At 49.2% G+C, this 24461-nt stretch carries 19 protein-coding genes and 2 pseudogenes; 17 read left to right on the forward strand and 4 right to left on the reverse strand.

What is annotated here, in order from left to right:
* From QZT18_RS05605 to QZT18_RS23475, 3 genes and pseudogenes are all read left to right on the forward strand, one after another.
* Positions 1-199, forward strand: a 199-nt coding sequence (locus QZT18_RS05605) for a hypothetical protein (protein WP_294145404.1), incomplete at its 5' end; no start/stop codon positions are given.
* A 34-nt stretch (positions 200-233) separates the two neighbouring features.
* A complete protein-coding gene (locus tag QZT18_RS05610; protein WP_294145407.1) occupies positions 234-1235 on the forward strand; it encodes a CPBP family intramembrane glutamic endopeptidase in 1002 nt (333 codons plus the stop codon).
* Positions 1236-1242: 7 nt separating this feature from the next.
* A pseudogene (locus QZT18_RS23475) lies at positions 1243-1344 on the forward strand (DUF6783 domain-containing protein); the annotation flags it as partial.
* Here the strand turns inward: QZT18_RS23475 and QZT18_RS23480 are convergent.
* Positions 1306-1386, reverse strand: a pseudogene (locus tag QZT18_RS23480) (DUF6783 domain-containing protein); the annotation flags it as partial. The pseudogenes QZT18_RS23475 and QZT18_RS23480 overlap by 39 nt on opposite strands.
* 157 nt (positions 1387-1543) lie before the next feature.
* Here QZT18_RS23480 and QZT18_RS05615 point away from each other — a divergent pair.
* Positions 1544-2383 (forward strand): DegV family protein, encoded by an 840-nt coding sequence (locus tag QZT18_RS05615; protein WP_294145408.1) that lies wholly within the window; start codon positions 1544-1546, stop codon positions 2381-2383.
* A gap of 35 nt (positions 2384-2418) precedes the next feature.
* A complete protein-coding gene (locus tag QZT18_RS05620; RefSeq protein WP_294145410.1) occupies positions 2419-3678 on the forward strand; it encodes a CapA family protein in 1260 nt (419 codons plus the stop codon).
* On the opposite strand, the gene QZT18_RS05625 is transcribed toward QZT18_RS05620, so the two are convergent.
* A complete protein-coding gene (locus tag QZT18_RS05625; RefSeq protein WP_294145412.1) occupies positions 3626-4582 on the reverse strand; it encodes a TIGR01212 family radical SAM protein in 957 nt (318 codons plus the stop codon). The genes QZT18_RS05620 and QZT18_RS05625 overlap by 53 nt on opposite strands.
* 280 nt (positions 4583-4862) lie before the next feature.
* Here QZT18_RS05625 and QZT18_RS05630 point away from each other — a divergent pair, with 280 nt between their 5' ends.
* The 4 genes from QZT18_RS05630 (at position 4863) to QZT18_RS05645 (ending at position 10928) form a co-directional block, all read left to right on the forward strand.
* The gene (locus tag QZT18_RS05630; protein WP_294145414.1) at positions 4863-6152 is read left to right on the forward strand and encodes a galactokinase family protein; all 1290 of its coding nucleotides are present in this window, start codon (positions 4863-4865) and stop codon (positions 6150-6152) included.
* Between the two features lie 9 nt (positions 6153-6161).
* Positions 6162-6860, forward strand: a complete 699-nt coding sequence (locus tag QZT18_RS05635; protein WP_294145416.1) for a DNA alkylation repair protein — start codon at positions 6162-6164, stop codon at positions 6858-6860.
* 87 nt (positions 6861-6947) lie between these two features.
* Positions 6948-7592, forward strand: coding sequence for an AAA family ATPase (locus QZT18_RS05640; RefSeq protein WP_294145418.1), 645 nt, complete (start codon positions 6948-6950; stop codon positions 7590-7592).
* A gap of 690 nt (positions 7593-8282) precedes the next feature.
* The gene (locus QZT18_RS05645) at positions 8283-10928 is read left to right on the forward strand and encodes a cation-translocating P-type ATPase (protein ID WP_294145538.1); all 2646 of its coding nucleotides are present in this window, start codon (positions 8283-8285) and stop codon (positions 10926-10928) included.
* A gap of 195 nt (positions 10929-11123) precedes the next feature.
* Here QZT18_RS05645 and QZT18_RS05650 read toward each other — a convergent pair whose 3' ends face one another.
* On the reverse strand, positions 11124-11981 hold the full coding sequence (locus QZT18_RS05650) for a DMT family transporter (protein ID WP_294145420.1): 858 nt from the start codon (positions 11979-11981) through the stop codon (positions 11124-11126).
* A gap of 318 nt (positions 11982-12299) precedes the next feature.
* Between QZT18_RS05650 and QZT18_RS05655 the strand changes: the two genes are divergently transcribed.
* The 3 genes from QZT18_RS05655 to QZT18_RS05665 all read left to right on the forward strand — a co-directional run bounded on the left by QZT18_RS05655 (position 12300) and on the right by QZT18_RS05665 (position 16501).
* Entirely contained in the window at positions 12300-12986 is a 687-nt protein-coding gene (locus QZT18_RS05655) for a TetR/AcrR family transcriptional regulator (RefSeq protein ID WP_294145422.1), read from the forward strand.
* Positions 12987-13518: 532 nt separating this feature from the next.
* Positions 13519-14967, forward strand: a complete 1449-nt coding sequence (locus tag QZT18_RS05660) for an aminoacyl-histidine dipeptidase (protein WP_294145424.1) — start codon at positions 13519-13521, stop codon at positions 14965-14967.
* A gap of 91 nt (positions 14968-15058) precedes the next feature.
* Entirely contained in the window at positions 15059-16501 is a 1443-nt protein-coding gene (locus QZT18_RS05665) for a YfcC family protein (RefSeq protein WP_294145426.1), read from the forward strand.
* Positions 16502-16692: 191 nt separating this feature from the next.
* Here the strand turns inward: QZT18_RS05665 and QZT18_RS05670 are convergent, their stop codons facing one another.
* Positions 16693-17649: a LysR family transcriptional regulator gene (locus tag QZT18_RS05670; protein ID WP_294145428.1), complete on the reverse strand. Its 957-nt coding sequence runs from the start codon at positions 17647-17649 to the stop codon at positions 16693-16695.
* 282 nt (positions 17650-17931) lie between these two features.
* Here QZT18_RS05670 and QZT18_RS05675 point away from each other — a divergent pair, with 282 nt between their 5' ends.
* From QZT18_RS05675 to QZT18_RS05695, 5 genes are all read left to right on the forward strand, one after another.
* Entirely contained in the window at positions 17932-18633 is a 702-nt protein-coding gene (locus QZT18_RS05675) for an RraA family protein (RefSeq protein ID WP_294145539.1), read from the forward strand.
* Between the two features lie 76 nt (positions 18634-18709).
* A complete protein-coding gene (locus QZT18_RS05680; RefSeq protein WP_294145431.1) occupies positions 18710-19603 on the forward strand; it encodes a DUF1932 domain-containing protein in 894 nt (297 codons plus the stop codon).
* A 357-nt stretch (positions 19604-19960) separates the two neighbouring features.
* Complete coding sequence (locus tag QZT18_RS05685; RefSeq protein WP_294145432.1) at positions 19961-20566, forward strand: glycine betaine ABC transporter substrate-binding protein; 606 nt, start codon at positions 19961-19963, stop codon at positions 20564-20566.
* A 98-nt stretch (positions 20567-20664) separates the two neighbouring features.
* Positions 20665-22680, forward strand: a complete 2016-nt coding sequence (locus QZT18_RS05690; RefSeq protein ID WP_294145434.1) for a sigma-54-dependent Fis family transcriptional regulator — start codon at positions 20665-20667, stop codon at positions 22678-22680.
* 380 nt (positions 22681-23060) lie between these two features.
* Entirely contained in the window at positions 23061-24449 is a 1389-nt protein-coding gene (locus QZT18_RS05695) for a Na+/H+ antiporter NhaC family protein (protein WP_294145436.1), read from the forward strand.
* The last annotated feature ends 12 nt before the right edge of the window (positions 24450-24461 follow it).

The raw sequence follows: 24461 nt of genomic DNA on the forward strand, positions 1-24461 counted from the left end.
AGAGCGCGAGCGTTTCCCGAAGGAACTTTTTCTGCCCGGATTCCCCACCCGCGACAACCTTAAAACCGGGACTGAAGACTCACAGCCTCCCTCTCACCATTCCGAACCCCGACCTTACGGCGGCGTTCTCCTTCCTCAACTAACTCCTTATCGCATTGACTCCGCGCCCGGAAATCGCTATACTGTAGGTATTCATTAAAGTAAGCTTTGCGGCAATAGAGGAGACGTTTTATATGGACGACGGTAATTACAACTGGAGTAAGGTCCAGGAATACAGAAGCGAGGTCAGGCATATCTGCTCCGTGCTGGGATGGTCCCTGGTGGCGCTTGTTCTGCTGACTCAGCTTGCGGGAATCCTTTTTGGGCTGATTGGTTATCTGCTGTCCCACTACAAGGTGATGGGCATTGGAGCGGAATTATATAAGGTGCTGAATTCGGGCTGGTTTTCGATTGCCGGGAGCAATCTGCTCGCCTATGCGCTGGTGCTGCCGGTGACGTTCGCCGTCATGGAGCATGTACCCGAGGTTATACCCGAGAAGAAGAGGATGCGGCCCAGTAAATTTATTATGTTTTTCGTCATGACGATGGGAGCCGGATACATTTTAAATATTGCGGGAAGTGTGCTGAACCTGATTGTGGCTGTCTTAACGGGCAGGAATACTTATAATATGAATCCCGTCAACAACCTGTTCGACAGCCTGAATATTGTGGTGATTCTGTATGTTTCCGTGCTTGGGCCGATTATCGAGGAATATATATTCAGATGGAAGCTGATAAACCGTTTGAGGCCGCTGGGGGAAAAAGCAGCGATTCTTTTTTCGGCCCTGATGTTTGGGCTGATGCATGGGAACCTGTCCCAGATCCTTTATGCAACCGCCATCGGCGTGGTGCTGGGATACGTGGCGGTAAAAACGGGAAGAATGAAGTATAACTGCATCCTGCATATCATGATTAACAGTTATTCCACGCTGCTCGTGCTGCTGATGTCAAAGGAACAGTTTTCAATTGCCTATCTGTTCATTGTCCTGGCGGTTCCGGTGATTACGCTGGGGGTAATTATTGCATCCATCGTCATTTTCTGCGTCAATGTGAAGAAGACGAGGCTGCTTCCGGGAAGATGGCCGGAAGGGATTGAATACAGGGATTTTTCTTCGGCCATGTACTTAAATTCGGGTACGGTTGTATTTATTGTGCTGAATCTGCTGCTGGCTGCTTTCTACCTGTTTCTGGCCTAGAGCGTGTTTGATAATTCATTCCCGCCATCTGCACGCCTCACTTCGCGGCATACTTTGCCCCGATTCAGTCAGCGTAGCCCACTACGCCTCCTTCATCGGGGCAAAATCTCCCACAAAGTGTGACGCACAGCTGACGGAAAGCAAATTTCAAACACGCTCTAGAGCGTCCTACCGGGCACGGAGTGGATCAGAATTATGAATGTGCCGGCATACCGGAGCCTTGAAGTACTTGACTTTCATTCATGTGGTTACTATAATAAATAGTAATGAATACTATGTGATGCGAATCGCATGACAGGAGGACGATTATGACATATAAAATTATTGGAGACAGCTGCCTGGACCTGACGGAGGAACTGAAGAAGGACGCCCATTTTCAGATGGTGCCTCTCACGCTGCAGGTAGATGATGTCCAGGTGATAGATGATGAGACGTTTGACCAGAAGTCATTTCTGGGACTGGTGAAGAGCGGGAAGGAGTGCCCGAAGACGGCATGCCCGTCCCCTGAGAAATTTAAAGAGGCATTTGAGTGTGAGGCGGACAATGTGTTCGTCATCACGCTGTCGAGCCATCTGAGCGGCACGTACAATGCGGCCGTTCTGGCGAAGGAATTATATGAGGAAGAACACGGGAAGGACAAGAACATTGCCGTGATTGATTCCCTGTCGGCATCCTCCGGAGAACTGAACGTGGCTCTTACCATAAGGGAGCTCTGTGAACAGGATCTTTCCTTTGAAGAGGTGGTAAGGCAGGCCGAGAGCTACCGCGATTCCATGGAGACATTTTTCGTATTGGAGTCACTTGACTTTTTGAGAAAGAACGGACGCCTGACGGGCCTTCAGGCCTTTTTCGCTACAACCCTGAACATCAAGCCGATTATGGCCGGTGACAAGGGAGTCATTGTGAAGCTGGAGCAGGCGAGAGGCATGAATAAGGCTCTGTCCCGCATGGCCGACATTGCGATTGCGCGCGGCGGCGATACGAAGGATAAGAGGCTGATTATCGCCCACTGCAACAACAGAGAGAGAGCGGAGCAGGTCAAAGAACTGCTTTGCCAAAAAGCTTCCTTCAGGGAGACGGTTATAACGGATACCGCCGGTGTGGCTACCGTATATGCCGGAGACGGCGGAGTGATCGTGACGCTTTAACTGAGGACTGAAAAGTCCGCCATATTGAGGAAACAATGAGAAGAAGAAAGAGATTCAGGAAAACATTCATACTGCCGCCGGTGCTTCTGGCGGCAATATTTATATGGCTTGTTGCGTCGCAGAGGGCCAACAGCCGGACTGCGCCCGATATTCTGTCTGGAGGGCCTGTGGAGAATTACAGGGAGTCCGGTAACGGCGGAGACCAGGATGGGAATTTAGGCATGGGTACGGAAAACAGCGGGGGAGAGACGGAAGAATTCCTTTTAAAGATTGAAACGGCGCAGAAGGGAAATTCTTCGTCCGGTACGGGCAGCGATTTCGGCCATCTGCCGGGAGAAGAGGACGGCCGGGTATCGCTGTTATTCGGCGGTGATATTTATCTGTCCGATCATGTCCTGAACGCCTATGACAAGGCCGGCGGCGTGGCCGGGATTCTGGATGAAGGTCTGAGAAATGAGATTGCATCCTCCGATCTATTTATGGCGAATGAAGAGTTTCCGTTCAGTGACAGGGGAAGCGCCGCGGAGGATAAACAGTTTACCTTCCGCCTGCCGCCGTCGCGCCTTCACATTATGCAGGAAATCGGACCCGATATTCTGACGCTGGCCAATAACCATATTCTGGATTACGGTACGGACGCCCTGCTTGATACCTGCGCCCTGTTAGATGAGGCGGGCATCAGGCGGGTGGGAGCGGGAGCCAATCTGGACGATGCAAAGAAGCTGGAAGTGATGGAGGTCAAGGGGAAAAGGATAGGATTCCTGGCGGCCTCCAGGGTAATTCCCGTTTCGTCCTGGACGGTCGGGAAATCACATCCGGGAGTGCTGACTACCTACGATCCTGCGATTCTCCTGACGGAGATACGGGCCGCGGAGGAACAGTGCGACTATCTTGTCGTTTATATACACTGGGGAATCGAAAGAAATACGGAACCGGAAGAATACCAGAGAACCCTGGCAAGGCAGTACATCGACGCAGGCGCCGATCTGGTGGTGGGAAGCCATCCCCACGTGCTCCAGGGGATTGAGTATTATAAAGGTAAACCCATCCTGTACAGCCTCGGGAACTTTGTGTTTGGAAGCTCAATACCGCAGACCATGCTGGTGCGCGTGGATGTGGATGAGGAGAACGGGGCCGTCCTGTCGGTCATTCCCGCCACATCCTCGGCCGGTTACACAAGGCAGATGGATGCGGGGAAGAAACCTGGATTTTATGAGGGCCTGAAAGCGCTCTCCTTTGATGTTACGGTTGACGAGACGGGCACCATTCACCCTGGTACGCCCCAGTCTCCTTAAATGCCCTGGTGAGGGAATTTAAGAACAACCGCTTGTTGCCGCTCCATTCGGGTGCAATCAGCAGCTTTTTCGGGCCGTCGCCGCTGAGCCGGTGGATGACGATGTCCGGCGGCAGCAGGCGGATGCATTTCAGAATCAGTTCAATATATTCGTCCATGGACATGACAGGGAACGGGGCCGCCTCATAGAGGGCGGCCAGTTCTGTTTCTTTGAGTATATGGAGCAGCTGCAGCTTGATTCCGTCGATACGGGGGGAGAAACTGCCGAGATAGCGGATTGTTTCAAGCATCATTTCTTCCGTCTCCCCGGGCAGGCCGAGGATGACATGGACGATTACCGTGAGTCCGGCCTCCTTCAGTCTTTCGACGGCCGTCTCAAAGCAGGAAAGCTCGTATCCGCGGCGGATCAGCAAGGCCGTCGGTTCATGGATGGTCTGCAGTCCCAATTCCACCCACACCGGTTTTTCCCGGTTAATATCCGCAAGCAGGGCAATTGTTTCCGGCGGGAGACAGTCGGGGCGGGTGCCGATGGACAGGGCGGCTGTCCCGGGATGGGAGACTGCCTCCCTAAACAGCGTTTCCAGATAGCCGACGGGGGCATAGGTGTTTGTATAGGACTGGAAATAGGCAATGTAACGTCCGTCCTTTATCTTTGACCGGACGAGTGATTTTGCAGCTTCGATCTGTTCGGTGACGGAGCCGCGCCGAGGTTCGGCGAAATCTCCGGAGCCTCCCTGGCTGCAGAAGATACAGCCGCCCGTTCCGGCTGTGCCGTCCCGGTTCGGACAGGTCATGCCGCCGTCCAGTGCCAGTTTATAAACCTTTTCGCCAAAGGTCCGTTGCAGATAATAATTCAGGGAATAATAGGGCTTGTCGCCCCAGACTGGTGAAGCTGATGATTCCATGGTGCCGTTCCGCCTTTCCGGTATTTTTTATAAATGATATTGGGAGCGTTATTTTTACAAAGCGTCTCTAATAGTATACAGGATCTATGTCCTTTCTGGCAAGAACCGGGACCCGGCGGGAAAATCGGCGCAGGCGCGTGTGTTACAAATAATTTATAGAAAAATCAGAGAATATCGTATTGAGACATGACAAATGGGATGGTATACTGTAATTAAAGGTAACTATGAAGGTACTGAATAGTTACAGTCTAAGAAAAACATGGGGAAAAGGAGAAAAATCATGACAGTACAGGATACTCTTCAGAAGCTTGACACGCAGGAAGCAAAGAAAATCATGACAGAGCTTTACGGCGGGGCAGGCGCCGCTGAGAATACGGAACGTTACCGTCAGGTGGCCAATGGTTTTAAGAAGACATATGGGGACAATGATATTCTGCTGTTCAGCGCTCCCGGCCGGACCGAAATCAGCGGGAACCATACGGATCACAACCACGGCAAAGTACTTGCCGGAAGTATTAACCTGGACTGCGTGGGCGCCGCCGCGAAAAACGGAACGGATACGGTCCGCATATTGAGCGAGACGTTTAATCAGAAATTTATTATCAGTCTGAAGGATTTAAAACCCAGCCCGCAGATGGCGGGAACCATCGATTTAACAAAGGGAATTCTGCAGGGCTTTAAGGAAAAAGGATATGAGATAGGAGGTTTTGACGCATACATCACAAGCAACGTCATAAGCGCGGCCGGAGTCAGCTCTTCCGCGGCATATGAGATGCTGATCTGCTCCATGCTCAATACCTTCTTTAATGATGGAAAGATGGATGTGGTCGCTTATTCCCACATTGGAAAATATTCGGAGAATAACTTCTGGAATAAGGCATCCGGACTTTTAGACCAGATGGCCTGCGCGGTGGGCGGACTTATCACGATTGATTTCAAGAACCCGGAGAAACCGGTTGTGGAGAAAATTGATTTTGACTTCGGAGCCCAGGATTACAGTCTGGTTATTGTCAATACGGGCAAGGGCCATGCGGATCTGAGCGCGGATTATTCCTCCGTGCCTTTGGAGATGAGAAAGGTAGCGGCCTATTTTGGAAAAGAAGCCTGTGCCGATATCACGGAAGAGGAAGTAATCGCTGATATGGCAGAGCTGCGTGCCAGTGCCGGAGACCGTTCCGTGATGAGGGCGCTCCATTTCTTTGAGGAGAATAAGAGGGTCGAGGCGGAAGTGAAGGCATTAAAGGAAGGTGATTTTGGAACATTTCTTGAGAATATCACCGCATCCGGCAATTCTTCCTGGAAATGGCTGCAGAATGTATACACGACGGCCGATGTGCAGGAGCAGGGAATCAGTATTGCCCTGGCCCTTACGGAGCTGTTTATCGGTGAAAAGAAAAAGGGAGCCTGCCGTATTCACGGCGGCGGATTTGCCGGTGTGATTATGGTGATGCTGCCAAATGAACTGATTGAGGAATATGTGGCATATATAGAGGGAGCCATCGGGGAGGGCAATGCGTACCGGATGAGCATCCGGCCGTACGGCGCGATCTGTGTCAACGAAAAGATGTGAGGAAGGAAAATGCCGGATACCTTAGAGGAACGGATTGACATTTTAAGAGAACTTAAGGAGCTGGCCGACGAGCCGTACAGGATTTTTCAGAGCAGGCTGCTTCCGGGGACCGAGAACATTCTGGGGGTGCGTATTCCAAAGCTCTGGAAGCTTGCAAGACGGCTTGTAAAGGAAGAAGGAAACGGCTATCTGGAACGGGCGTCGGACGGCACCTATGAGGAGATTATGCTTCAGGGCATGGTTATCGGTCTTCTGAAGGAAGAAGTCGGGCAGATGCTTAAAAGACTTCCCTCCTTTCTGGCAAAGGCAAATAACTGGGCGCACTGCGACATTGTCTGCTCCGGCCTTAAGAAGGTGAAGGACGACAGGGAGAGCGTGCTGGCTTTCCTGGAACCGTATATCACCTCGGAGAATGAATTTGAGGCCAGGTTTGCCGTGGTCCTGCTCCTGAATTATTATATTGACGGCGCTTATATTGACACGACGCTCAATCTACTGCAGCAGGCGGTTCATCCGGGATATTACGTCAAGATGGCGGTGGCCTGGGCCCTGTCGGTCTGCTACGTGCAGTTTCCGGAGAAGACGCTCCGGTGTATGAAGGAAGGGAATTTTGAAGATTTCACATATAATAAGGCGCTCCAGAAAATTACGGAATCCTACCGGGTGAGTCAGGAGGAGAAAGCGTTTATACGCAGCCTTAAGCGGTAAGTGGTAAGTGTTTCAGCAGTAAAAGTTTAGGCGTTAAAAGTTTATGCCTGTGCCGGAGGGGACGGGCAAAAGCAGGGAGGGAGATTTATGGGAAATAAAAATCTGATTATCACCATTGAGAGAGAGTACGGAAGCGGCGGACGTATCGTGGGAAAGAAGCTGGCCGAGGAGCTGGGAATCCATTTTTACGATGACGATATCCTGAAGCTTGCATCCGAGAAAAGCGCCGTGGGAGAACAGTTCTTCCGTCTGGCGGATGAGAAAGCGGGCAACAACCTGCTCTACAGGCTGGGAGGAGGCAGAAAGCTGGATATTTCCTCAAAACCCTCACCCAACGCGAAGCTGACTTCGCCGGAGAATCTTTTTAAATTCCAGTCAGAGGTAATCCGCGAACTGGCGGAGAGCGAGCCGTGCATCTTTGTAGGCCGTGCCGCCGGATATGTGCTCGATCAGGACGAGGACGTGGAACGCCTGATCCGGATCTTTGTTTACGCCGACAAGGTAAAAAAGGTGCAGAGGGTTATGGAAGTAGACTGCATCGACGAGGAGAGGGCAAAGAGAAGAATTAAAAAGATCGAGAAGGAAAGAAAAGAGTATTATAAATATTTCACAGGCAGTGAATGGCACAGTTTTAAGAACTATGATCTCCCTATTAATACGACGAAACTGACACTGGAGGAGACCGCGGAGCTGATCAAGGCATATATTAAACTGAAAGGTTTTATGGACTGATTTGCGGGAGCGGAAAGCAATAATCAAACACGCTCCGGGCCGGGCCCTGCGAAAATAAACCGTAAAGAATAAACTGATAAGAGAAAAGAATGGCCGTTTCTCTTGACAGCGGATGGAACCCCTGCTAGACTGATCGCATAAGAAACGGCACGACGGCACGGCCGATCCAGATAGCTCCGTACAGGAGAGATTCCTTGATATGAGGGAGTAGTCAGACACAGGAAATGAACAGCTTGTGCGGCAAGTCAACATACATGGCGTTTACGCCTGGTTTGCCTTAGATGACGAGACTCATATGCAGTAAACTAATACTGCATATGGGTCTTTTTAATATCATAGGAAAGTGCTCCTATGATATTAAAAGCCCTCCGGGCAGGATGCGCACTCGCGCGAAGATGTAATATACCGCTATGCGGCCGCGCAGAGGTAAATGGTTGCAGAAGCAACCGCGCGGCAGCGCAAGAGTTCCGCGAGCGGAACTCTTTGTTCATTCACAGGGAATTATGCCGCTAAAGAGGCCCGCCGCAGGCGGAGCATCCCTCTGGCGGGATTCATTTTTTCATTTTACAGGAATTGCTTATATTCAGAGGGAAAAGACGGCATAATATCCATAATGGGGATTTTATGCCTGTTCATATGGATTTCCGGGCGTGTGTAGTGCAGATAGAAAGGTAGGAGCCTATGTCAACGATGAAATATTACATGGAACATGCCGAAGCGGCGGTGAAGGAAACGGAAAGCACCCTTCAGGGCCTTGCGGGCGGCGATGCAAAAGAGCGGCTGGAACGCAACGGCCCGAATAAGCTTAAGGAGCCGGAGAAGGAGCCTCTTCTCACGCGTTTTGCAAAGCAGTTAAAGGATCCGATGATTATTGTACTTCTGGCGGCGGCTCTGGTGTCGGGAATTACCGCTTTTTATGCGGGGGAGTCATTTGCGGATGTGATTATAATTCTGGCCGTGGTCGCCATCAATGCCGTCCTGGGCGTTTACCAGGAGAGCAAGGCGGAGAAGGCCATCGAAGCATTGCAGAAAATGTCGGCCGCCGTCTCGAAGGTTTACAGGGACGGAAAAATACAGAGTATCAAGAGTGATGAGCTGGTTGTAGGGGATGTAATCCTGCTGGAGGCCGGAGACGCGGTTCCAGCCGACGGGCGTATTCTGGAATGCGCCTCCATGAAGGTGGAGGAAGCGGCGCTGACCGGTGAATCCGTGCCGGTGGAAAAACAAAGTGAGGTGCCAGGGGCGGCGGACGGCGTAAGGAGCGGGAAAGCGAAGGATATCCCGCTGGGTGACCGGAAAAATATGGTCTATATGGGAGGTACGGTTGTCTACGGCAGGGGCACGGCCCTTGTGACGGCGACGGGCATGGATACGGAAATGGGAAAAATCGCCGATGCCCTCGCAAAGGCCAAAGAAAGCCAGACTCCGCTTCAGAAGAAACTGACACAGCTCAGCAAGACGCTCAGTATCCTGGTTTTGGGAATCTGCGTTTTTATCTTCATTTTCAGCGTTGCCAGAGCAGGAGACTTTCATGCGGAGGTCCTGATTGATACATTTATGGTGGCGGTCAGCCTTGCCGTGGCAGCGATTCCCGAAGGCCTTGCCACCGTGGTTACCATTGTGCTTGCCATCGGCGTCACCAATATGTCGAAGAAAAAGGCCATTATCAGAAAACTGACGGCGGTAGAGACACTTGGCTGTGCCCAGGTGGTCTGCTCGGATAAAACGGGCACCCTGACCCAGAATAAAATGACGGTGACCGAATTTTCGGGAAATGACAGGGAGCTCCTGGCAGAAACCATGGCACTCTGCAACGACGCGGAGGCCGGGGAAGGAGAGGAGGCGGTCGGTGAACCAACGGAGGCTGCTCTCGTCAATTACGCCTCATCCCTGGGAATTTCTAAAAATGAGTTGAAAAAACGCCTTCCCAGAGTGGCGGAGGCTCCCTTTGATTCCATGCGAAAAATGATGTCCACCGTCCATCAAAAAGCGGAGGGCGGTTTTATCCAGTATACAAAGGGCGCGCCGGATGAGGTACTGAAACGCTGTACCTCGATATGGGAGAACGGCGCAGTCCGTCCGATGACGGAAAAAGACAGGGAGCGGATCGAGTCTGAGAATAAGAGGATGGCCGACAGGGCGCTCAGGGTGCTGGCCGGAGCGCTGAAGGAAACAGAAGAAAAACCGGAGGATATCTCACCTGCAGCTTTGGAAAGCGGCCTTGCGTTTGTCGGGCTTACCGGAATGATTGACCCGGTGAGGCCGGAGGTAAAGGCGGCGATTCAGGAATGCCGCCAGGCCGGAATCAGGCCGGTTATGATTACCGGCGATCACCGCGATACGGCGGCCGCCATTGCAATGGAGCTGGGGATAATCGATTCGGCGGATCAGGCCGTGACCGGAGCCGAGCTGGACGATATGGATGAGGAGGAGTTCCGGAACAGGATTGAGAATTATTCTGTTTATGCCAGGGTCCAGCCGGAGCATAAGGTGCGCATCGTGCAGGGCTGGCAGGCAAAGGGCATGGTTACTGCGATGACCGGAGACGGAGTCAACGACGCCCCATCGATTAAAAACGCAGATATAGGCGTGGGAATGGGCATCACGGGAACCGATGTGACGAAGAATGTGGCCGATATGGTCCTGGCCGACGACAACTTTGCAACCATTGTTTCGGCGGTGAGCGAGGGAAGGAGAATTTACGACAACATCCGTAAGGCAATCCAGTTCCTGCTGGCGTCCAACTTAAGCGAGGTACTGAGTGTCTTTGTGGCCACCCTGCTTGGTTTTGTTATCCTGAAACCGGTGCACCTGCTGTGGATTAACCTGATCACGGACTGTTTCCCGGCGCTGGCTCTGGGAATGGAAGAGGCGGAAGAAGATATCATGAGGAGAAAGCCGAGGGAAGCAAAGGACGGCGTTTTCTCCGGAGGCCTGGGAACCGACGTAATCTATCAGGGAATCCTGGTTTCTATCCTGACGCTTGCGGCTTACTTTATCGGCCATCGGATAGAGGCGGGAGTCTGGGAGATTGCGCCCAGCGCCGACGGAATCACAATGGCTTTCCTGACCATGTCCATGACGGAGATTTTCCATTCCTTTAATATGCGTTCCCAGAGAAAATCCGTTTTCACTCTGAAGGGACACAACAAAGCGCTGTGGGGAGCCATGTTATTTTCACTGGTTCTTACGACCATTGTTATTTATGTGCCGTTCCTGGCGGATGCCTTTGGATTCGAGCACATTTCCCTGATGGAATATGTCACGGCGCTGCTGCTGGCCTTTCTGATTATACCGGCGGTGGAAACGGTGAAGTGGATACAGAGACGCAGATAGTGCATGATATGAGGTTCTAAAATTAAAACAGGAGTTCACGGCAGACGCTGCGAATCCAGGAGAAGAACAGACGAAATGCCCCGGAACTTGAAACAGTAGTTCCGGGGCATTTCACTGTAGATTGGCAATTTATAATTTGTGGTACAGCTTTAGGTGTGCGATGGCGGGGCCTGGTGGCAAGTTTACAGGCCGGCGCTACAACACGGTTTCCCTGGCATCCGGCACGTTGATTTTCGTGTCGAGAATCATTCCGGAGAGAATGATGACAAAACCGGCTAGAACAATGGGGGAGGGATACTCTTTCAGGAACAGAGCGACCCAGACCGGTCCGAGAATCATCTCCCACAGGGCGATTACGGATGCCTTCTGCGCGGAAATCATCTGGATTCCCAGGTTGTAGAACGCATAACCGGCTCCAATCTGAATGATTCCGAGAATCAGGAGGACAATCCAGTCGGTCGATGCCAGCGTTCCTATGTAACCGGCAGTGGAGGGAAAGGCCACAAAGACAAAGATACCGGTGAAAAGATTGGCAATGGCAGTCAGCCCAATCGGGTTGGTTCCGGCAGACTTCTTGGCGCCGACACTCATACAGGCAAAGAAGATGCCTTCCAACAGGGCTATCGTGTTGCCGGAGCTGCTGCTCTTGTCCGTGCCGGAGCACATGAAGAAGACAACGCCGGCGAAAATAACGCATACGGGCCAGAATGCCTTCTTATTAAACTTCCTCGTTATCACAAAGTTGGCAAGGAACAGCCAGATTGTTGCCGTATACTGCATCCCGACCGCAATGGCCGCCGATGTTTTGGACAGCGCGATGATAATGCTGATGCAGAGCGCACAGTAGGAGCTGATGTAAACGGCCATCCAGGGGGTCCAGTTTAACCGTTTCCATCTGATGAAGGGCATCAGGGTAATTCCGGCAATAATGGAACGAAGGCCGCAAATCAGCAGGGAATCTGCCGTAAGGAATTTCACAAGCGGAGCATTCAGGCTCCAGAAAACAGCACCTAGAAAAACCAGGAGGGTGCCGGAATTACGGATTTTTGACATTGTCATACCTCCATCTGTAGGGGGAAATAATTGTATCGGTGTGTAAACAATAACACTAACATAAAGACACATATCCATAAATTGAATATGACGATTGATTATAAAGTAGAAACGTGATATACTGTAGTTGGGTTGGAACCTTGATTAAAATATAATCATGATTACAAAACTCATTATATGCTCCGCATTTTATTTTGTCAATACTTTATAACTTTATTTTCAGACGGAATTTTCAGCGGCAGCAAAAGTAACTACTCGGATGCCGGTTCACTCTTAACTGTGGAACGGCCGGCTTGACAGGAAGGGAGTTGATTGTCTATGACAGAGATTGAGAATGCCAATGATGAAATGAACTTAACATTAAAGAGAAAGCGGATGATGATTTATTTCATTGAGGCTACGGAGAAACTGATTCGTGCGGAAGGGGTAGAGAAACTTTCTATAAGAAAGATAGCGACGGAGGCAGGCTATAACAGCGCCACTATCTATAATTACTTCAACGATTTGGAACATCTGGCGCTCTTCGGCTCCGTATGTTACCTGCGCGAATATATCGTCACACTCGGGAAGGCCCTGAAACCGGACATGAGTTCCATCGACAGATACAGGACGATTTACAAATGCTTTAACCGGGTTGCATTCCGTTACCCTGAGATCTTCCATAATATGTTTTTTGGAAGATACAGCAATAAGCTGGCCTCCGTAATCCAGGTATATTATCAGGAACTGTTTCCGTCTGAACTGGAGGGACTGAGCGAACGGATGAAAAAGATGCTGATGGAAGGAAGTATGCGCGAGCGCGACGAGGTAACGATGGAGAGCATGGTCCAGGAGGGATATATACGGGAAGAAAAGGCCGATATCACGCTGGATTTAATCATTGCCCTTCATCAGAATTTTATATATGAAGCCAGCCTGCAGGGAGAGAACCTGAATATCGAAGAACATGAGGAGAAATTCCGGAAGATATTTGAGTATATTCTGGACATGGGCGGCAAGGAATAAAATGAGTTTTACACATAGAAGTAATGGAAGACATATAAAGAAGAACAACCGAATAAAAGAATGGTGAACACCCCGGAAAGGAGAAAGTCTTTCCGGGGTGTTCCGTTATTGAGCGGCAATGAAAAGTTCGCGAAGCATGCTTTTCGTTATTTTTATGACGGTATTTCCCTGTTCGTAGCACAAATATGTAGAAAAAACGGTTGAAAAGACTTAAAAAATCAAATCAGAATTCTGAATAAAGAGAAAAATAATGAAGTATTTTGAATCGTTTTGGAAAAGTATTATAAAAAATAAACAAAAAGAAATAAAATATAAAAATAGTCTATTAAAATATAAAATTTTTGTTAAGAAAATGGTATTGACAGATAGCAAATATGCATTTATAATCATGATTATAAAGTAAACATTGATTATAAAACGTGATTAAAGGTTGGGTTTAACAGCTGTTCAGGAGACGGTATCCCGAATTTCGGGGACTGTAAATTCACTGGACAGTTACGGGGATTGCAAGAAAGTTAAGGAAGGAATTTCTATGGGATGCAGTAAAGAAGAGTTGCTTAATGAGCGGGTTTTTTATCATTTTTACCAGATTTGCCAGATTCCTCATCCGAGCGGCGGGGAGAAAGCACTCAGTGACTATATTCTGAACTGGGCATTGGAGCTGGGACTCGATGCGAAGCAGGATTCGGTCAATAACGTTTTCATAAGAAAACCGGCCACTCCGGGATATGAGGACGCCCCTGCCGTTATGCTTCAGGCACATATCGATATGGTATGTGAGAAGAATGATAAGAGCGCCCACGATTTTACAAAAGACCCTGTCTCCTGGGTGATTGACGGGGATATCATCTCAACGGGCGGACAGACGACGCTGGGAGCGGATGACGGAATCGGAGTTTCCTATGCAATGGCGGTTCTGGAGGAGCGGGAACTTGAGCATCCGGCGCTGGAAGTTTTATTTACCGTTGCGGAAGAGTCGGATTTTACCGGAGCCGAGAGTTTCGATATGTCCTGGATGAAGGCGGAATATCTGATTAATCTGGATCATGCCTGCGACAGGGAAATTTTAAGCGGAAGCTGCGGCGGCATGGACGCGGAAGTCAGCCTGCCGGTTCAGCCGGAGGAACTTAAGGAAGATTGGAAGACCTACAATGTTATGATATCCGGCCTGAAGGGCGGACATTCGGGGGAGGATATCCACAGAGGCCATGGGAATGCCAATTCCCTTCTCGGCAGATTCTTGGCGGAGGCGCAGAGGCGCTTTACATATGGAATTTCCGCAATTAAGGGCGGAACGTACCGTCTGGCCATTCCAAGGGAGGCCAAAGCGGATCTCAGCCTGGCGGTTTCCGATTATCCAAAACTGGAAGAGCTTGCAAAGGAACTGGAAAATGTATTCAGAGGAGAGCTTCAGGAGACCTCTGCGTCACTTAAGATTACGGTCGGCGAGGCGCCTGCGGCCAAAACCCAGGTTGCTCCGGATCAGATCGTCACCCTGCTTTTACTGGCTCCGGACGGCATCTGCCAGATGAACGAAGTTCTGACCGGACTGGTGGATACATCGGATAACCTTGGGGAACTTCACATGGACGATAAGAAGTTCAGGATGGTATTTGAAATACGCTCGGCCCAGGACAGCCTGAAGTACTATATTTACAAGAAGATAGAGCGCCTGGCAGCTCTTGTGGGAGCCGAATGCAAGACGGAAGTTGAATATGCAAGCTGGCATTTCAGGGCTCAGTCACCGCTTCGTGAGACGGCGGTGGAGGTTTACCGGAAACTTTACGATTCCGAACCGTCTATTCTGACCGTGCATGCAGGGCTTGAGGTTGGATGCTTCTTTGAGGCAAGGCCGACCCTCGATGCCATTGCTCTGGGACCGGACTGCTGGAATTTCCATTCACCGTCCGAGATGGTGAGTATCTCTTCCACCAGAAAGACATACCAGTTTTTATGCAGTATTTTAAAAGATTTAAAATAAAAGCAATTGTCCGGCCGTTTTACGGATGCCGGCAAAGCAGTAAAAAGGGGAAACAAAAAGCTTTATACTTCGTATGAGAAAGGAGAGCAGTATGGAAGAAAACAAATTAAACACCACGGAGGTGTCTGCGGAAAAGAAGGAGACGAAACTCAAAGCGATTAACCCGATGTTCTTTCTGGTAATCATCATTTTACTTTGCGCTCTGGCTTCTTATATCGTTCCGGCAGGTACATATGAGCGTGTATTCGACGCGGTGAGTGAGAGAGAAATTGTTGATCCAAACAGCTTCCACTATATTGATCAAAACCCGGTCAGCCTTTTCAGCCTTCTGATGTCTGTGACACTGGGAATGCAGAACGCGGCTTACGTTATCTTCTTCCTTTTAATCATCGGCGGTACATTTGCCGTTCTGGACGCAACCGGAGCGATTAATGCAGGTATGGCCAACGTGGTTAAGAAGACGAGGGGTAAGGAGCTTCTGATGATTCCGATCTGTATGATCGTATTCGGATGCGGTTCCTGTTTCGCAGGTAACTTTGAGGAATTCCTGGCCTTTGTTCCACTGGTACTGGCATGCTGCCTTACCATGGGATTTGACTCTTTGACGGCGGTCGGCATTATCTTCTGTGCGGCTGCGGCTGGTTACGGCGGAGCCATGACCAATGCATTTACAGTCGGTGTAGCCCAGAGTATCGCAGGTCTTCCGATGTTTTCAGGTATTGAGTTAAGAGGTGCGCTTTTTGTAGCGCTTCTGGGTGTCAGCATTATCTATGTTATGTGGCATGCGGCAAAAGTAAAGAAAAATCCGCAGTCCAGCTCCGTATATGAGTTCGATAGGGCTCATGCCCACGAGCATGTGATTGACATGGATAACATTCCGAAGATGACGACACGCCATAAACTGGTTCTTATCATTTTCGTGGCAGGTATTGTCTTCACCGTACACGGTGTTATTGTAAAAGGTTACTATATCGATGAACTGGCAGCCATTTTCCTTGCAATCGGCGTTTTAGGCGGTATTGTAGGCGGATTGAAACCGGGCGAAATCTGTGACGGTTTTGAAAAGGGATTTGGAAACATGCTGTTTCCATGTATCATGATTGGCCTTGCCAATGCAGCGATTATCATCCTTCAGGATGCATCCATCATGGATACAATCATCCATGCTCTGGCCAGCGTTCTCGATTCGCTTCCGGCATCCCTGATGGCCTGCGGTATGTTCGTAGTACAGGATATTTTCAACGTAATCGTTCCTTCCGGTTCCGGCCAGGCGGCAATTACCATGCCTCTTATGGCTCCTCTGGCAGATATGCTGGGCGTTACACGTCAGACGGCAGTTCTCGCATTCCAGCTTGGCGATTCCTTTACAAACGTTCTGGCGCCGACAGGTGGAGAGATTCTGGCAGCCCTTGCAATGTGCAAGGTTCCTTACAGCAAGTGGGTGAAATACCTGCTTCCGGTATTCTTCATGTGGTGGATTGTTGCATTCATCTTCCTGATTTATGCAACCCATATCGGATACGGACCATTCTAATTATTATATTTTTTAAATAAGCCATATCAAATCAAAATAGAACCCCAGCGGGCCGGACAATAATTGCCATTATGTCCGGCCCGCGCCCCTTTAAAAAAGTCCTCCCGTGGTTTTCGTCACGGGAGGACTTTTTGTTTCATAGGAAAGTGTTCCTATGAAATAAAAAGCACTCCGTGCAGGCGATTGCTAAGTCAGCTTTTTTCCAGCCGGACGGCGGCCAGATCGGCAAAGACGTCCCGGGTGATGGAGATAAAGTCCTTCATATACTGAGGAAGAAAACGTTCCCTGTGGTAGGCGAGCACCAGGCGGTGTCTCACGGGTTCGCCGTTCAGGGCCAGAGGGAAGGTGTTGGCTCCCGGCGCTTTCTCATTCAGGAGAGGAAGACGCATCTGCGTGCAGAAAAAGGCGCCGTAATCGTGGGGAAAGAGGGAGATCAGAAGTTCCGTTGTGCTGGATTCCAGAAAAACCCTGGGTGCAAAACCGGCGTCCAGGAAACACTGGTCAATCATCTTGCGAAGGCGCATCGGAGGCTTGGGCAATAGAAATGGGAACTCCTTAAATGCGTCCAGTTTCGCCCCCTCTGCGGATTCGAGCTTGACGTTCCCGCATTCCTCACCCAGATATTTTTCCATCAGGGAGTCGGAGGCGACGAGAAACAGGTTGTCATCCAGAAGAGGAAGGATTTCAAGACGTAAATCCTCCGTATATTTAATACCGATATAGAGATCCAGTTCACCCTCAAACACCATCTGTTCCATGACTTCCGAGGAGGCGTCCACAAGCTGGATTGATACGTGGGGCCACAGCTCGTGGAAACGCGGCAGGATGGACGGCAGGCAGATCTCCCCGCGGTAGGAAGGAATCCCGAGCTTTAAGTGGCCCGCTCCCAGTTGGGAAATATCGCTGAGCCGGTTCTTTAAGTCATTTTCTTCCGACAGTATCCGTCCTGCCGCCTGAAGGAGCTGCTCACCCGCGTAGGTCAGGGACAGCTTCGGCTTGCGGTAAAAAAGTTCCACCCCGTAGTACTGTTCCAGCCGCTGGATGTGCTGGCTCAGGTTCTGCTGCGAGATATAGAGTTTTTGGGCCGTATTCGTCATATGAAGTTCCCGGGCCAGCTCCGTAAAATAGTAGAGGCTTATCAGATTCATTGCTCCCGCTCCTTTTCTTCAAGTTTTTCTTCAAATCCGTTTATTTCTTTAAGTATAACACAGAACAGAACATTTAAAAGGATGACAATAATAATTTGTCAGAAACATAAAAAAACCTTGTTTGAATTTGTGCACTCTGCTGTGCTATGATCCATCTATACAGAAAAACACCAACTCCACCGGCAGTGACGCGGAGGATGAGGAGCGGAAAACGACACGATTCAGACAGCAGAGTTTATGCGGAGAATTTCAGATAATACAAAGAAAGGTATGGTGCAGAAAATGGCAGTTGGTAAACGAATTTATTTGAAGAGGCAGATGCCGGATCACGATGTAATGATGCAGTTTAAGGAGATTCCGGCCTCCAATGTGGCAGATGTGATGGGGAGAAGCTGTGCGATGAATCCCAGAATCCGCCTGGTAAGCAGCCCGAAGTCCCAGATGATGGCAGGCCCGGCGCTGACGGTCAAAGCGAGGAGCGGAGATAACCTGGCGCTCCATGCCGCCATTGATATGACGCAGGAGGGCGACGTGCTGGTCGTATCCAATGAGGGCGACAATACCAGGGCGCTGATGGGAGAGATTATGATGGCCCTGCTTTACCATACGAAAAAAGCGGCCGGAATTATTCTGGACGGCCCGATCCGTGATATCGATGAGATTGGCCAGTGGGATTTTCCGGTTTATGCGACGGGAACGACCCCGGGAGGCCCTTACAAGGAAGGACCGGGCGAGGTCAATGTGCCGGTTGCCTGCGGCGAAATCAGTGTCAATCCGGGAGACATCATCCTGGCTGATCCGGATGGAATCATCGTCATTCCAAGAAAAGACGCTCCTCAGATTTTAGAGGATGCTAAAAAATTCCAGGCTGCGGATGAGACAAAACTGGCAGCGGCGAAAAACGGGACATCGAAACGCGACTGGGTGAAAAAATCCCTGGAAGCAAAAGAATTTGAAATAATCGACGGGATTTATGAGCCGTAAAGTACCTATGGTTTCAATAATAATTTGAGTATAGTTCGTAATCTGAATCAACTTATGCCGCCGGAAGGGCGGCGGAATGGAGAATACAAAGATGAAAATTGGATTTATCGGCTTTGGTGAAGCCGCTTATAATATTTCCCTGGGACTTAAAGGGGAAGGCGTGACGGGGATTATTGCATTTGACAAGATGGCAAAAGATCCGGTGATGGGCAAGATGGTGACGGGCCGCGCCGCCGAGGCCGGAGTGACGCTTTTTAATACGGCAAAAGAAGTTGCCGCCGAAGCCGATGTGATATTCGGCGCGGTTCCGTCTTCCTTTGCAATGGATGTCTGCGAAGAGATAGAGGGCGTGCTTGGCGGGGGGAAAATCTATGCCGATGTCAGCGCGTCCACCCCTTCCGTAAAAGAAAGGATTTGGGATGCCGTCAAAAATACGGGCGTAAAATTTGTGGATGCCGCCATGCTTGGATCTCTTCCCAAAGACAAACACCAGGTTCCCATCACGGCCAGCGGAAACGGAGCCGCGCTGTTTCAGGAACTTATGAGCCCTCTGGGAATGAAGATTACGACCGCAGGGGAGAAAGCGGGGGCCGCGTCGGCGATCAAGCTGGTGAGAAGTATTTACATGAAGGGAATTGCTTCCCTGATGATAGAAATGCTCCAGGCGGCCGATGCCTACGATGTATCGGATGAGGTGATTTCCTCAATCTCCAAATCCATGGACAATATTCCGTTCACATCCCATCTGGACAGGCTGGTCACGGGGACGGCAATCCACTGCCACCGCCGCGCGGCAGAACTGAAAGGTTCTGTTGCCATGCTGGAGGAGTGCGGATTCAGCCCGGCGATGACCGAGGCGGCTAAGAAGAGAATGAAAGATATGGAAGCGTTCGACTTTGCGGCACGCTATGTGGAGAAAAAGCCGGAAGGATGGAAAGAGATTATCCGGGTGATGAAAGAAGGAAAATAAGATAAATGCACCGAAGGAAGAAATCCCGTTACAAAGAAAAAGAAATTTGTCTATAGTCAAAGGAGAGTCCGTTTATTGGACTCTCTTTTTTCATATCATAGGAGTTTCCTATGATATGAAAAAACCTCCGGGCAGGATGCGCCCTCACGCGCCGAGCGGCCCCCGGTTTATTTAGAAGCAGTATGTCTATAAGAATCAGTGTATTTTTGAAATCTGACAATCTTAATGAAATCTTTATCCCAAATATAATACGCTTACACTCTATTTAGACGCACGGTGCTACAATATAAGTCCAAAAAAGAAAACGGTGTAATTTAGTCCGGTGTAGTTCAAGGGGATGGGAACAGGAGGAAAGGTATGGGATTGGAACATCTATTTTGCACGACGGCAGAAACGCTGCTCGCATTTACATTTGACGCCTGCCGGGAGACGGAGAAAAAAGCAGTAACCGTGGGGGCGGGCAATAATACAGAGGCTGTTATTCTGGGAAATATGTATAAAGAGCTGATTGAGTCAAATACCGATATTGAGGTGAAGATGTCCTTTGGGCTGGCTGGGATATCCGGCTGTTTTGATGCGTTTAAAGAAGGCCATATTGATATGTTTGTGGGAGATATGGGGGCTGCGCTTTCCCTTTTTTCGGCAGAGTCTGCAAATAAGAATAATAAGGGGACGGAAAGTGTCTATGAGGCGGCAGTTTCACGTATGATGTCGGAGCTTCATATCGATATATCAAAACCGCTGGGATATAAATTTAATCAAACCGGAGCGGCATGTAATTTTGTGCGCCGGGAGGTACTGGAACGTTATCCGGAACTGAAAGAAGTACTGGGAAAGCTGGAGGGCAGAATCAGTGATAAGGCAATGGCGGAGATGAAGCGCCAGGTCGATGTGATGGGAATAGGAGCGCAGGAGGAGGCCTGGCGGTACCTGAAAGACAATAAATTCCTGGATGGAAAATAAAACCTGCATCACCGTGTTTTACAATCCGCCCGTTCCGTGATAAACTGTCAAAAGAAGAAAAACAGTTTATTACGGAACGGACAGGGGGAGTAAGGCAGATGAAGAAAAAGGTAATCATTGCCTGCACCAGAAGGCGGGTATCTGAATACATCAAGGAGCAATTAGAGGAACTGTTAGGCGAATATGCGGATATCGGCATGATGCTGATTAATCAGGAAAGCGCCTGCCGCATCCGCTGTGATCTTGTCATTGCAATCAGTGAGGAGATGGCCAAACAGGTGGCTCCGATGCTGATGAACGATACGGAGATTATCGTACTCCATCTGACAATCCAGAGAAGTATGTATGACAGACTGAAGGCGGCTGCCGGAGAGAAAAAGGCGATTGTAATAAACAACACACAGGAACTGGCTCTCGAAACGGTGGCGCTTTTGTATGCTCTGGATATGAAAAATATTGAACTGTTTCCCTATTATCCGGGATGTACGGAGAACTATTCCGACATAAAGCTGGCGATTACACCGAACGAATTCCCGATTATTCCCAGACACATAGAGCGGGTGATTGATATTGGCGAACGGTGTCTGGATCCCTTAACCCTGATAGAGGTATTCAGCCGGCTCGATTGCCTGAACCCCGCGGCTATCGAAAAAATATTTACGTATGGCCGTAAGGTCATTTCGATTAACCGTGGAATAACGGAACTGACCAGGTACGGCCATGATTTTGGATTCAGCGAACAGCAGTTTGTGGAGGGATTCAGCGAGGCGGTTCTGATTTTGGATGATGAGAAGAAGGTAAGCCTTCTGAATTCCGCCGCGCAGGAACTCTTCAACGAGCCGTATATCTATCTGGTCCATCGTGATATCTGCGATTTGATACCGGAAATGGGAATACCAAAGGGACGGGTGAAAGCGGATTTGTCCAATGTGCCGGTCATGATTAATGGTAAAAAATACCTGATGACCTGGAACTTTTTTTCAGATAAGATGGAGGGGAGCAGTGCTCTGATTCTGAAAAGTTTTGAGGAGATGAGGAATCTCTATGCGCGCTATGGCAGTGAAAGAGTCAGAAAAGCGGAGTTGAAATATAATTTCGATGATATCATCGGTTCCAGCGAAGCAATGAGAAGAATGAAGGAAAAGGCGGGAAAGTTTGCTGAAACAGATTTTCCGATCCTGATCCAGGGGGAGAGCGGCACAGGAAAAGAACTGCTCGCCCAGGCTATTCATCAGGCATCGGGAAGGAAAGAGGAACCGTTCATTGCCTTCAATTGTGCATCTCTCACAGACTCTCTTTTGGAAAGTGAATTATTCGGTTACCATGAGGGCGCATTTACCGGAGCAAGCAGAAAAGGAAAGCCGGGAATATTTGAGATGGCCAGCGGCGGCACACTTTTTATGGATGAGATTGGAGATGTCTCCCTGAATCTTCAGGCAAAGATTCTCAGGGTTCTTCAGGAACAGGAAGTGGTCCGTGTGGGCGGCAGCCAGGTAATCCCCGTGGACGTGCGGATCATATCGGCTACCAATCAGGATCTCTTATCTTTTGTGAAAGAAAAACGGTTTCGGCTGGATTTGTATTACCGTCTGAATACGCTGATTTTACAGACGGTTCCTCTCAGGAACCGGGCAAATGATATTTATGACATGCTCCCATGGTTTTTTAGAAAGAACCATATCAGGAAAAACATACATGAAGATGCTATGAAATTTATGCTTAATTACTCCTGGCCGGGTAATGTCAGGGAATTTCAAAACTGTATTTCCTATCTTTCGATAGTCGAACACGATACAATCCGAGTCGAGGATTTTCCAGAATATATGCTGAGCGAAAAACCGGCGGTCCGGCTTCAGGCTCATTCTGAAATTTCGGCAGAAAACGAGATACTGACTGAATTATACGGATTCAGACTGAAGGGTGAAAAGACAGGGCGGAAGAAGCTTGCAGATAATCTGCAGATGAAAGGGATTCCACTCACCGAGGCGGAAATCCGGGTTTATCTGGAACGGCTGCAAGAGAAGGAGTATGTATCGATTCATAAAGGGCGTGGTGGTACTCAGATTACTTCAAAAGGAATTCATTCCATTGAGAAGGGCAGCGAAAAAATATAAATTGGCTTAATTAAAATGGTTTAATTGGTTATATGCCCAATTAAACCATTTTTTTAATAAAAAGGGGTGAAAAAACATCCTGAAATTCCGGCTTGTTCATTCGGATGAGATAATAATTTGATAGTACTGTCTGGAAAATACTGTCAATAAGGGAAGATATATCAGGCTCTGCATAAGGGAAAAAGAAAAATCAAGGGTAGACATTACAGAGGCGGCCCGTACAGAGATAAAAATTGGCACAGTGTTTGCTTTATATAGGAGTGTAAGCAAAAGGATGCCGATTATGACAGGCTGGTAAAGGGGGGCCAGATCCGGGATGGCAAGGTTCAGGATGTTTTACGGGAGAGGTTGTGTAAAAAATACAAATTTAAGGAGGAAGTATGGAGAAACGTAATAAACAAAATCAAAACGCAGTTCAGGACAAAGACATTGGATTTTTATCATTTACGCCGTTGGTTGTTTTTCTTGTAGTGTATATGGGAAGCGGAATTCTTTTTACAATTATGGGAACACCGGATCCGTTTAAGCAGGTTCCAAGAAACTTTGCCTTACTTTTAGGTGTCGTAATCGCCCTGCTGATGGGTAAGAGGAAACTCGGGGATAAGGTAAACCGGTTCGCCGAAGCGGCCGCGAGCCCGGGTATCATGGTCATGACTCTGGTGCTACTGATGTCCGGGGCATTTTCCTCCACAGCCAAGGCAATGGGCGCCGTGGATGCGACGGCAAGTCTGGGTCTGGCGCTGATTCCCCATCAGTTTCTTGTTGCGGGCCTGTTTCTGATTTCAGCGGTGATATCGACGGCTATGGGAACCTGCATGGGCACCGTAGCGGCCATCGGGCCAATCGCCGTCGGTCTGGCGGAAAGTGCGGGCATTGATATGGCATTTACCCTTTCGGCTGTACTTGGCGGTTCCATGTTTGGTGATAATCTGTCGTTCATTTCCGACACTACCATTGTTGCGACAAGAGGAGCCGGATGTGCGATGAAAGACAAATTCCGGATGAACTTTAAAATTGCTCTTCCGGCGGCAATTGCCACGATGGTGCTTTATGCCGTTATGACAAAGAGTACCGGAAATGTGGATGCATCCTACACGTATGAACTGAGTAAAGTCATTCCGTATCTGGCGGTCCTTGTACTTGCAATGGCAGGACTTGATATAATCGTCGTGCTGATGTGCGGAACAATCCTGGCAGGCGTCATTGGAATCATGTCGGGGAGCCTGACATTAATCACGTTTACGCAGGCGATTGCTGCCGGCTCGTTCGGAATGTTGGAAACGGCCATGATTGGCATTCTTGTGAAAGGCATTATGGGGCTTGTGGAAGATCGGGGAGGAATCAGATGTCTTACCAATCTTGCCAATGCGAAAATTAAAAGCCGTAAGACGGCGCAGTACCTGATGGGATTGATTATCAGCGTCATTGATTTCTTTATTGGAAACAATACGGTCTGTATCCTGATTTGTACCCCGGTCCTGAAACCGATTGCCAGAAAATATAATATCTGTAATAAGCGCTTTGCATCAATTTTAGATGTATTTGCCTGTGTTGTACCAGGACTTTCGCCAATAGGAACAGCGGTACTTCTGGCAATGAGTTATGGAGGTATTTCTTCTCCTCTGGCAGTGATTAAGACAAATTTTTACTGTATGCTGCTGGCGGTATCCATGCTCATCACAATCAGTATGAATTTATATAAAATGCCGGAGGAAGAAAACGGGGACGTTGATTTCTATCCGGAACTCGATGAAGAAACAGCAGCCTGAAGGTTCAATTCG

This window comes from uncultured Clostridium sp., assembly GCF_900547735.1.
Classification (GTDB): Bacteria; Bacillota; Clostridia; order Lachnospirales; family Lachnospiraceae; genus Otoolea.

What these genes read in the sequence shown, in the direction of transcription:
- QZT18_RS05645 (WP_294145538.1), top strand. Translation starts at nt 8,283, where the DNA reads ATGAAATATTACATGGAACATGCCGAAGCGGCGGTGAAGGAAACGGAA.
- QZT18_RS05625 (WP_294145412.1), bottom strand. Translation starts at nt 4,582, where the DNA reads ATGGAATCATCAGCTTCACCAGTCTGGGGCGACAAGCCCTATTATTCC.
- QZT18_RS05685 (WP_294145432.1), top strand. Translation starts at nt 19,961, where the DNA reads ATGGGATTGGAACATCTATTTTGCACGACGGCAGAAACGCTGCTCGCA.
- QZT18_RS05695 (WP_294145436.1), top strand. Translation starts at nt 23,061, where the DNA reads ATGGAGAAACGTAATAAACAAAATCAAAACGCAGTTCAGGACAAAGAC.
- QZT18_RS05615 (WP_294145408.1), top strand. Translation starts at nt 1,544, where the DNA reads ATGACATATAAAATTATTGGAGACAGCTGCCTGGACCTGACGGAGGAA.
- QZT18_RS05650 (WP_294145420.1), bottom strand. Translation starts at nt 11,981, where the DNA reads ATGTCAAAAATCCGTAATTCCGGCACCCTCCTGGTTTTTCTAGGTGCT.
- QZT18_RS05640 (WP_294145418.1), top strand. Translation starts at nt 6,948, where the DNA reads ATGGGAAATAAAAATCTGATTATCACCATTGAGAGAGAGTACGGAAGC.
- QZT18_RS05680 (WP_294145431.1), top strand. Translation starts at nt 18,710, where the DNA reads ATGGAGAATACAAAGATGAAAATTGGATTTATCGGCTTTGGTGAAGCC.
- QZT18_RS05630 (WP_294145414.1), top strand. Translation starts at nt 4,863, where the DNA reads ATGACAGTACAGGATACTCTTCAGAAGCTTGACACGCAGGAAGCAAAG.
- QZT18_RS05670 (WP_294145428.1), bottom strand. Translation starts at nt 17,649, where the DNA reads ATGAATCTGATAAGCCTCTACTATTTTACGGAGCTGGCCCGGGAACTT.
- QZT18_RS05635 (WP_294145416.1), top strand. Translation starts at nt 6,162, where the DNA reads ATGCCGGATACCTTAGAGGAACGGATTGACATTTTAAGAGAACTTAAG.
- QZT18_RS05665 (WP_294145426.1), top strand. Translation starts at nt 15,059, where the DNA reads ATGGAAGAAAACAAATTAAACACCACGGAGGTGTCTGCGGAAAAGAAG.
- QZT18_RS05660 (WP_294145424.1), top strand. Translation starts at nt 13,519, where the DNA reads ATGGGATGCAGTAAAGAAGAGTTGCTTAATGAGCGGGTTTTTTATCAT.
- QZT18_RS05675 (WP_294145539.1), top strand. Translation starts at nt 17,932, where the DNA reads ATGGCAGTTGGTAAACGAATTTATTTGAAGAGGCAGATGCCGGATCAC.
- QZT18_RS05610 (WP_294145407.1), top strand. Translation starts at nt 234, where the DNA reads ATGGACGACGGTAATTACAACTGGAGTAAGGTCCAGGAATACAGAAGC.
- QZT18_RS05690 (WP_294145434.1), top strand. Translation starts at nt 20,665, where the DNA reads ATGAAGAAAAAGGTAATCATTGCCTGCACCAGAAGGCGGGTATCTGAA.
- QZT18_RS05655 (WP_294145422.1), top strand. Translation starts at nt 12,300, where the DNA reads ATGACAGAGATTGAGAATGCCAATGATGAAATGAACTTAACATTAAAG.
- QZT18_RS05620 (WP_294145410.1), top strand. Translation starts at nt 2,419, where the DNA reads ATGAGAAGAAGAAAGAGATTCAGGAAAACATTCATACTGCCGCCGGTG.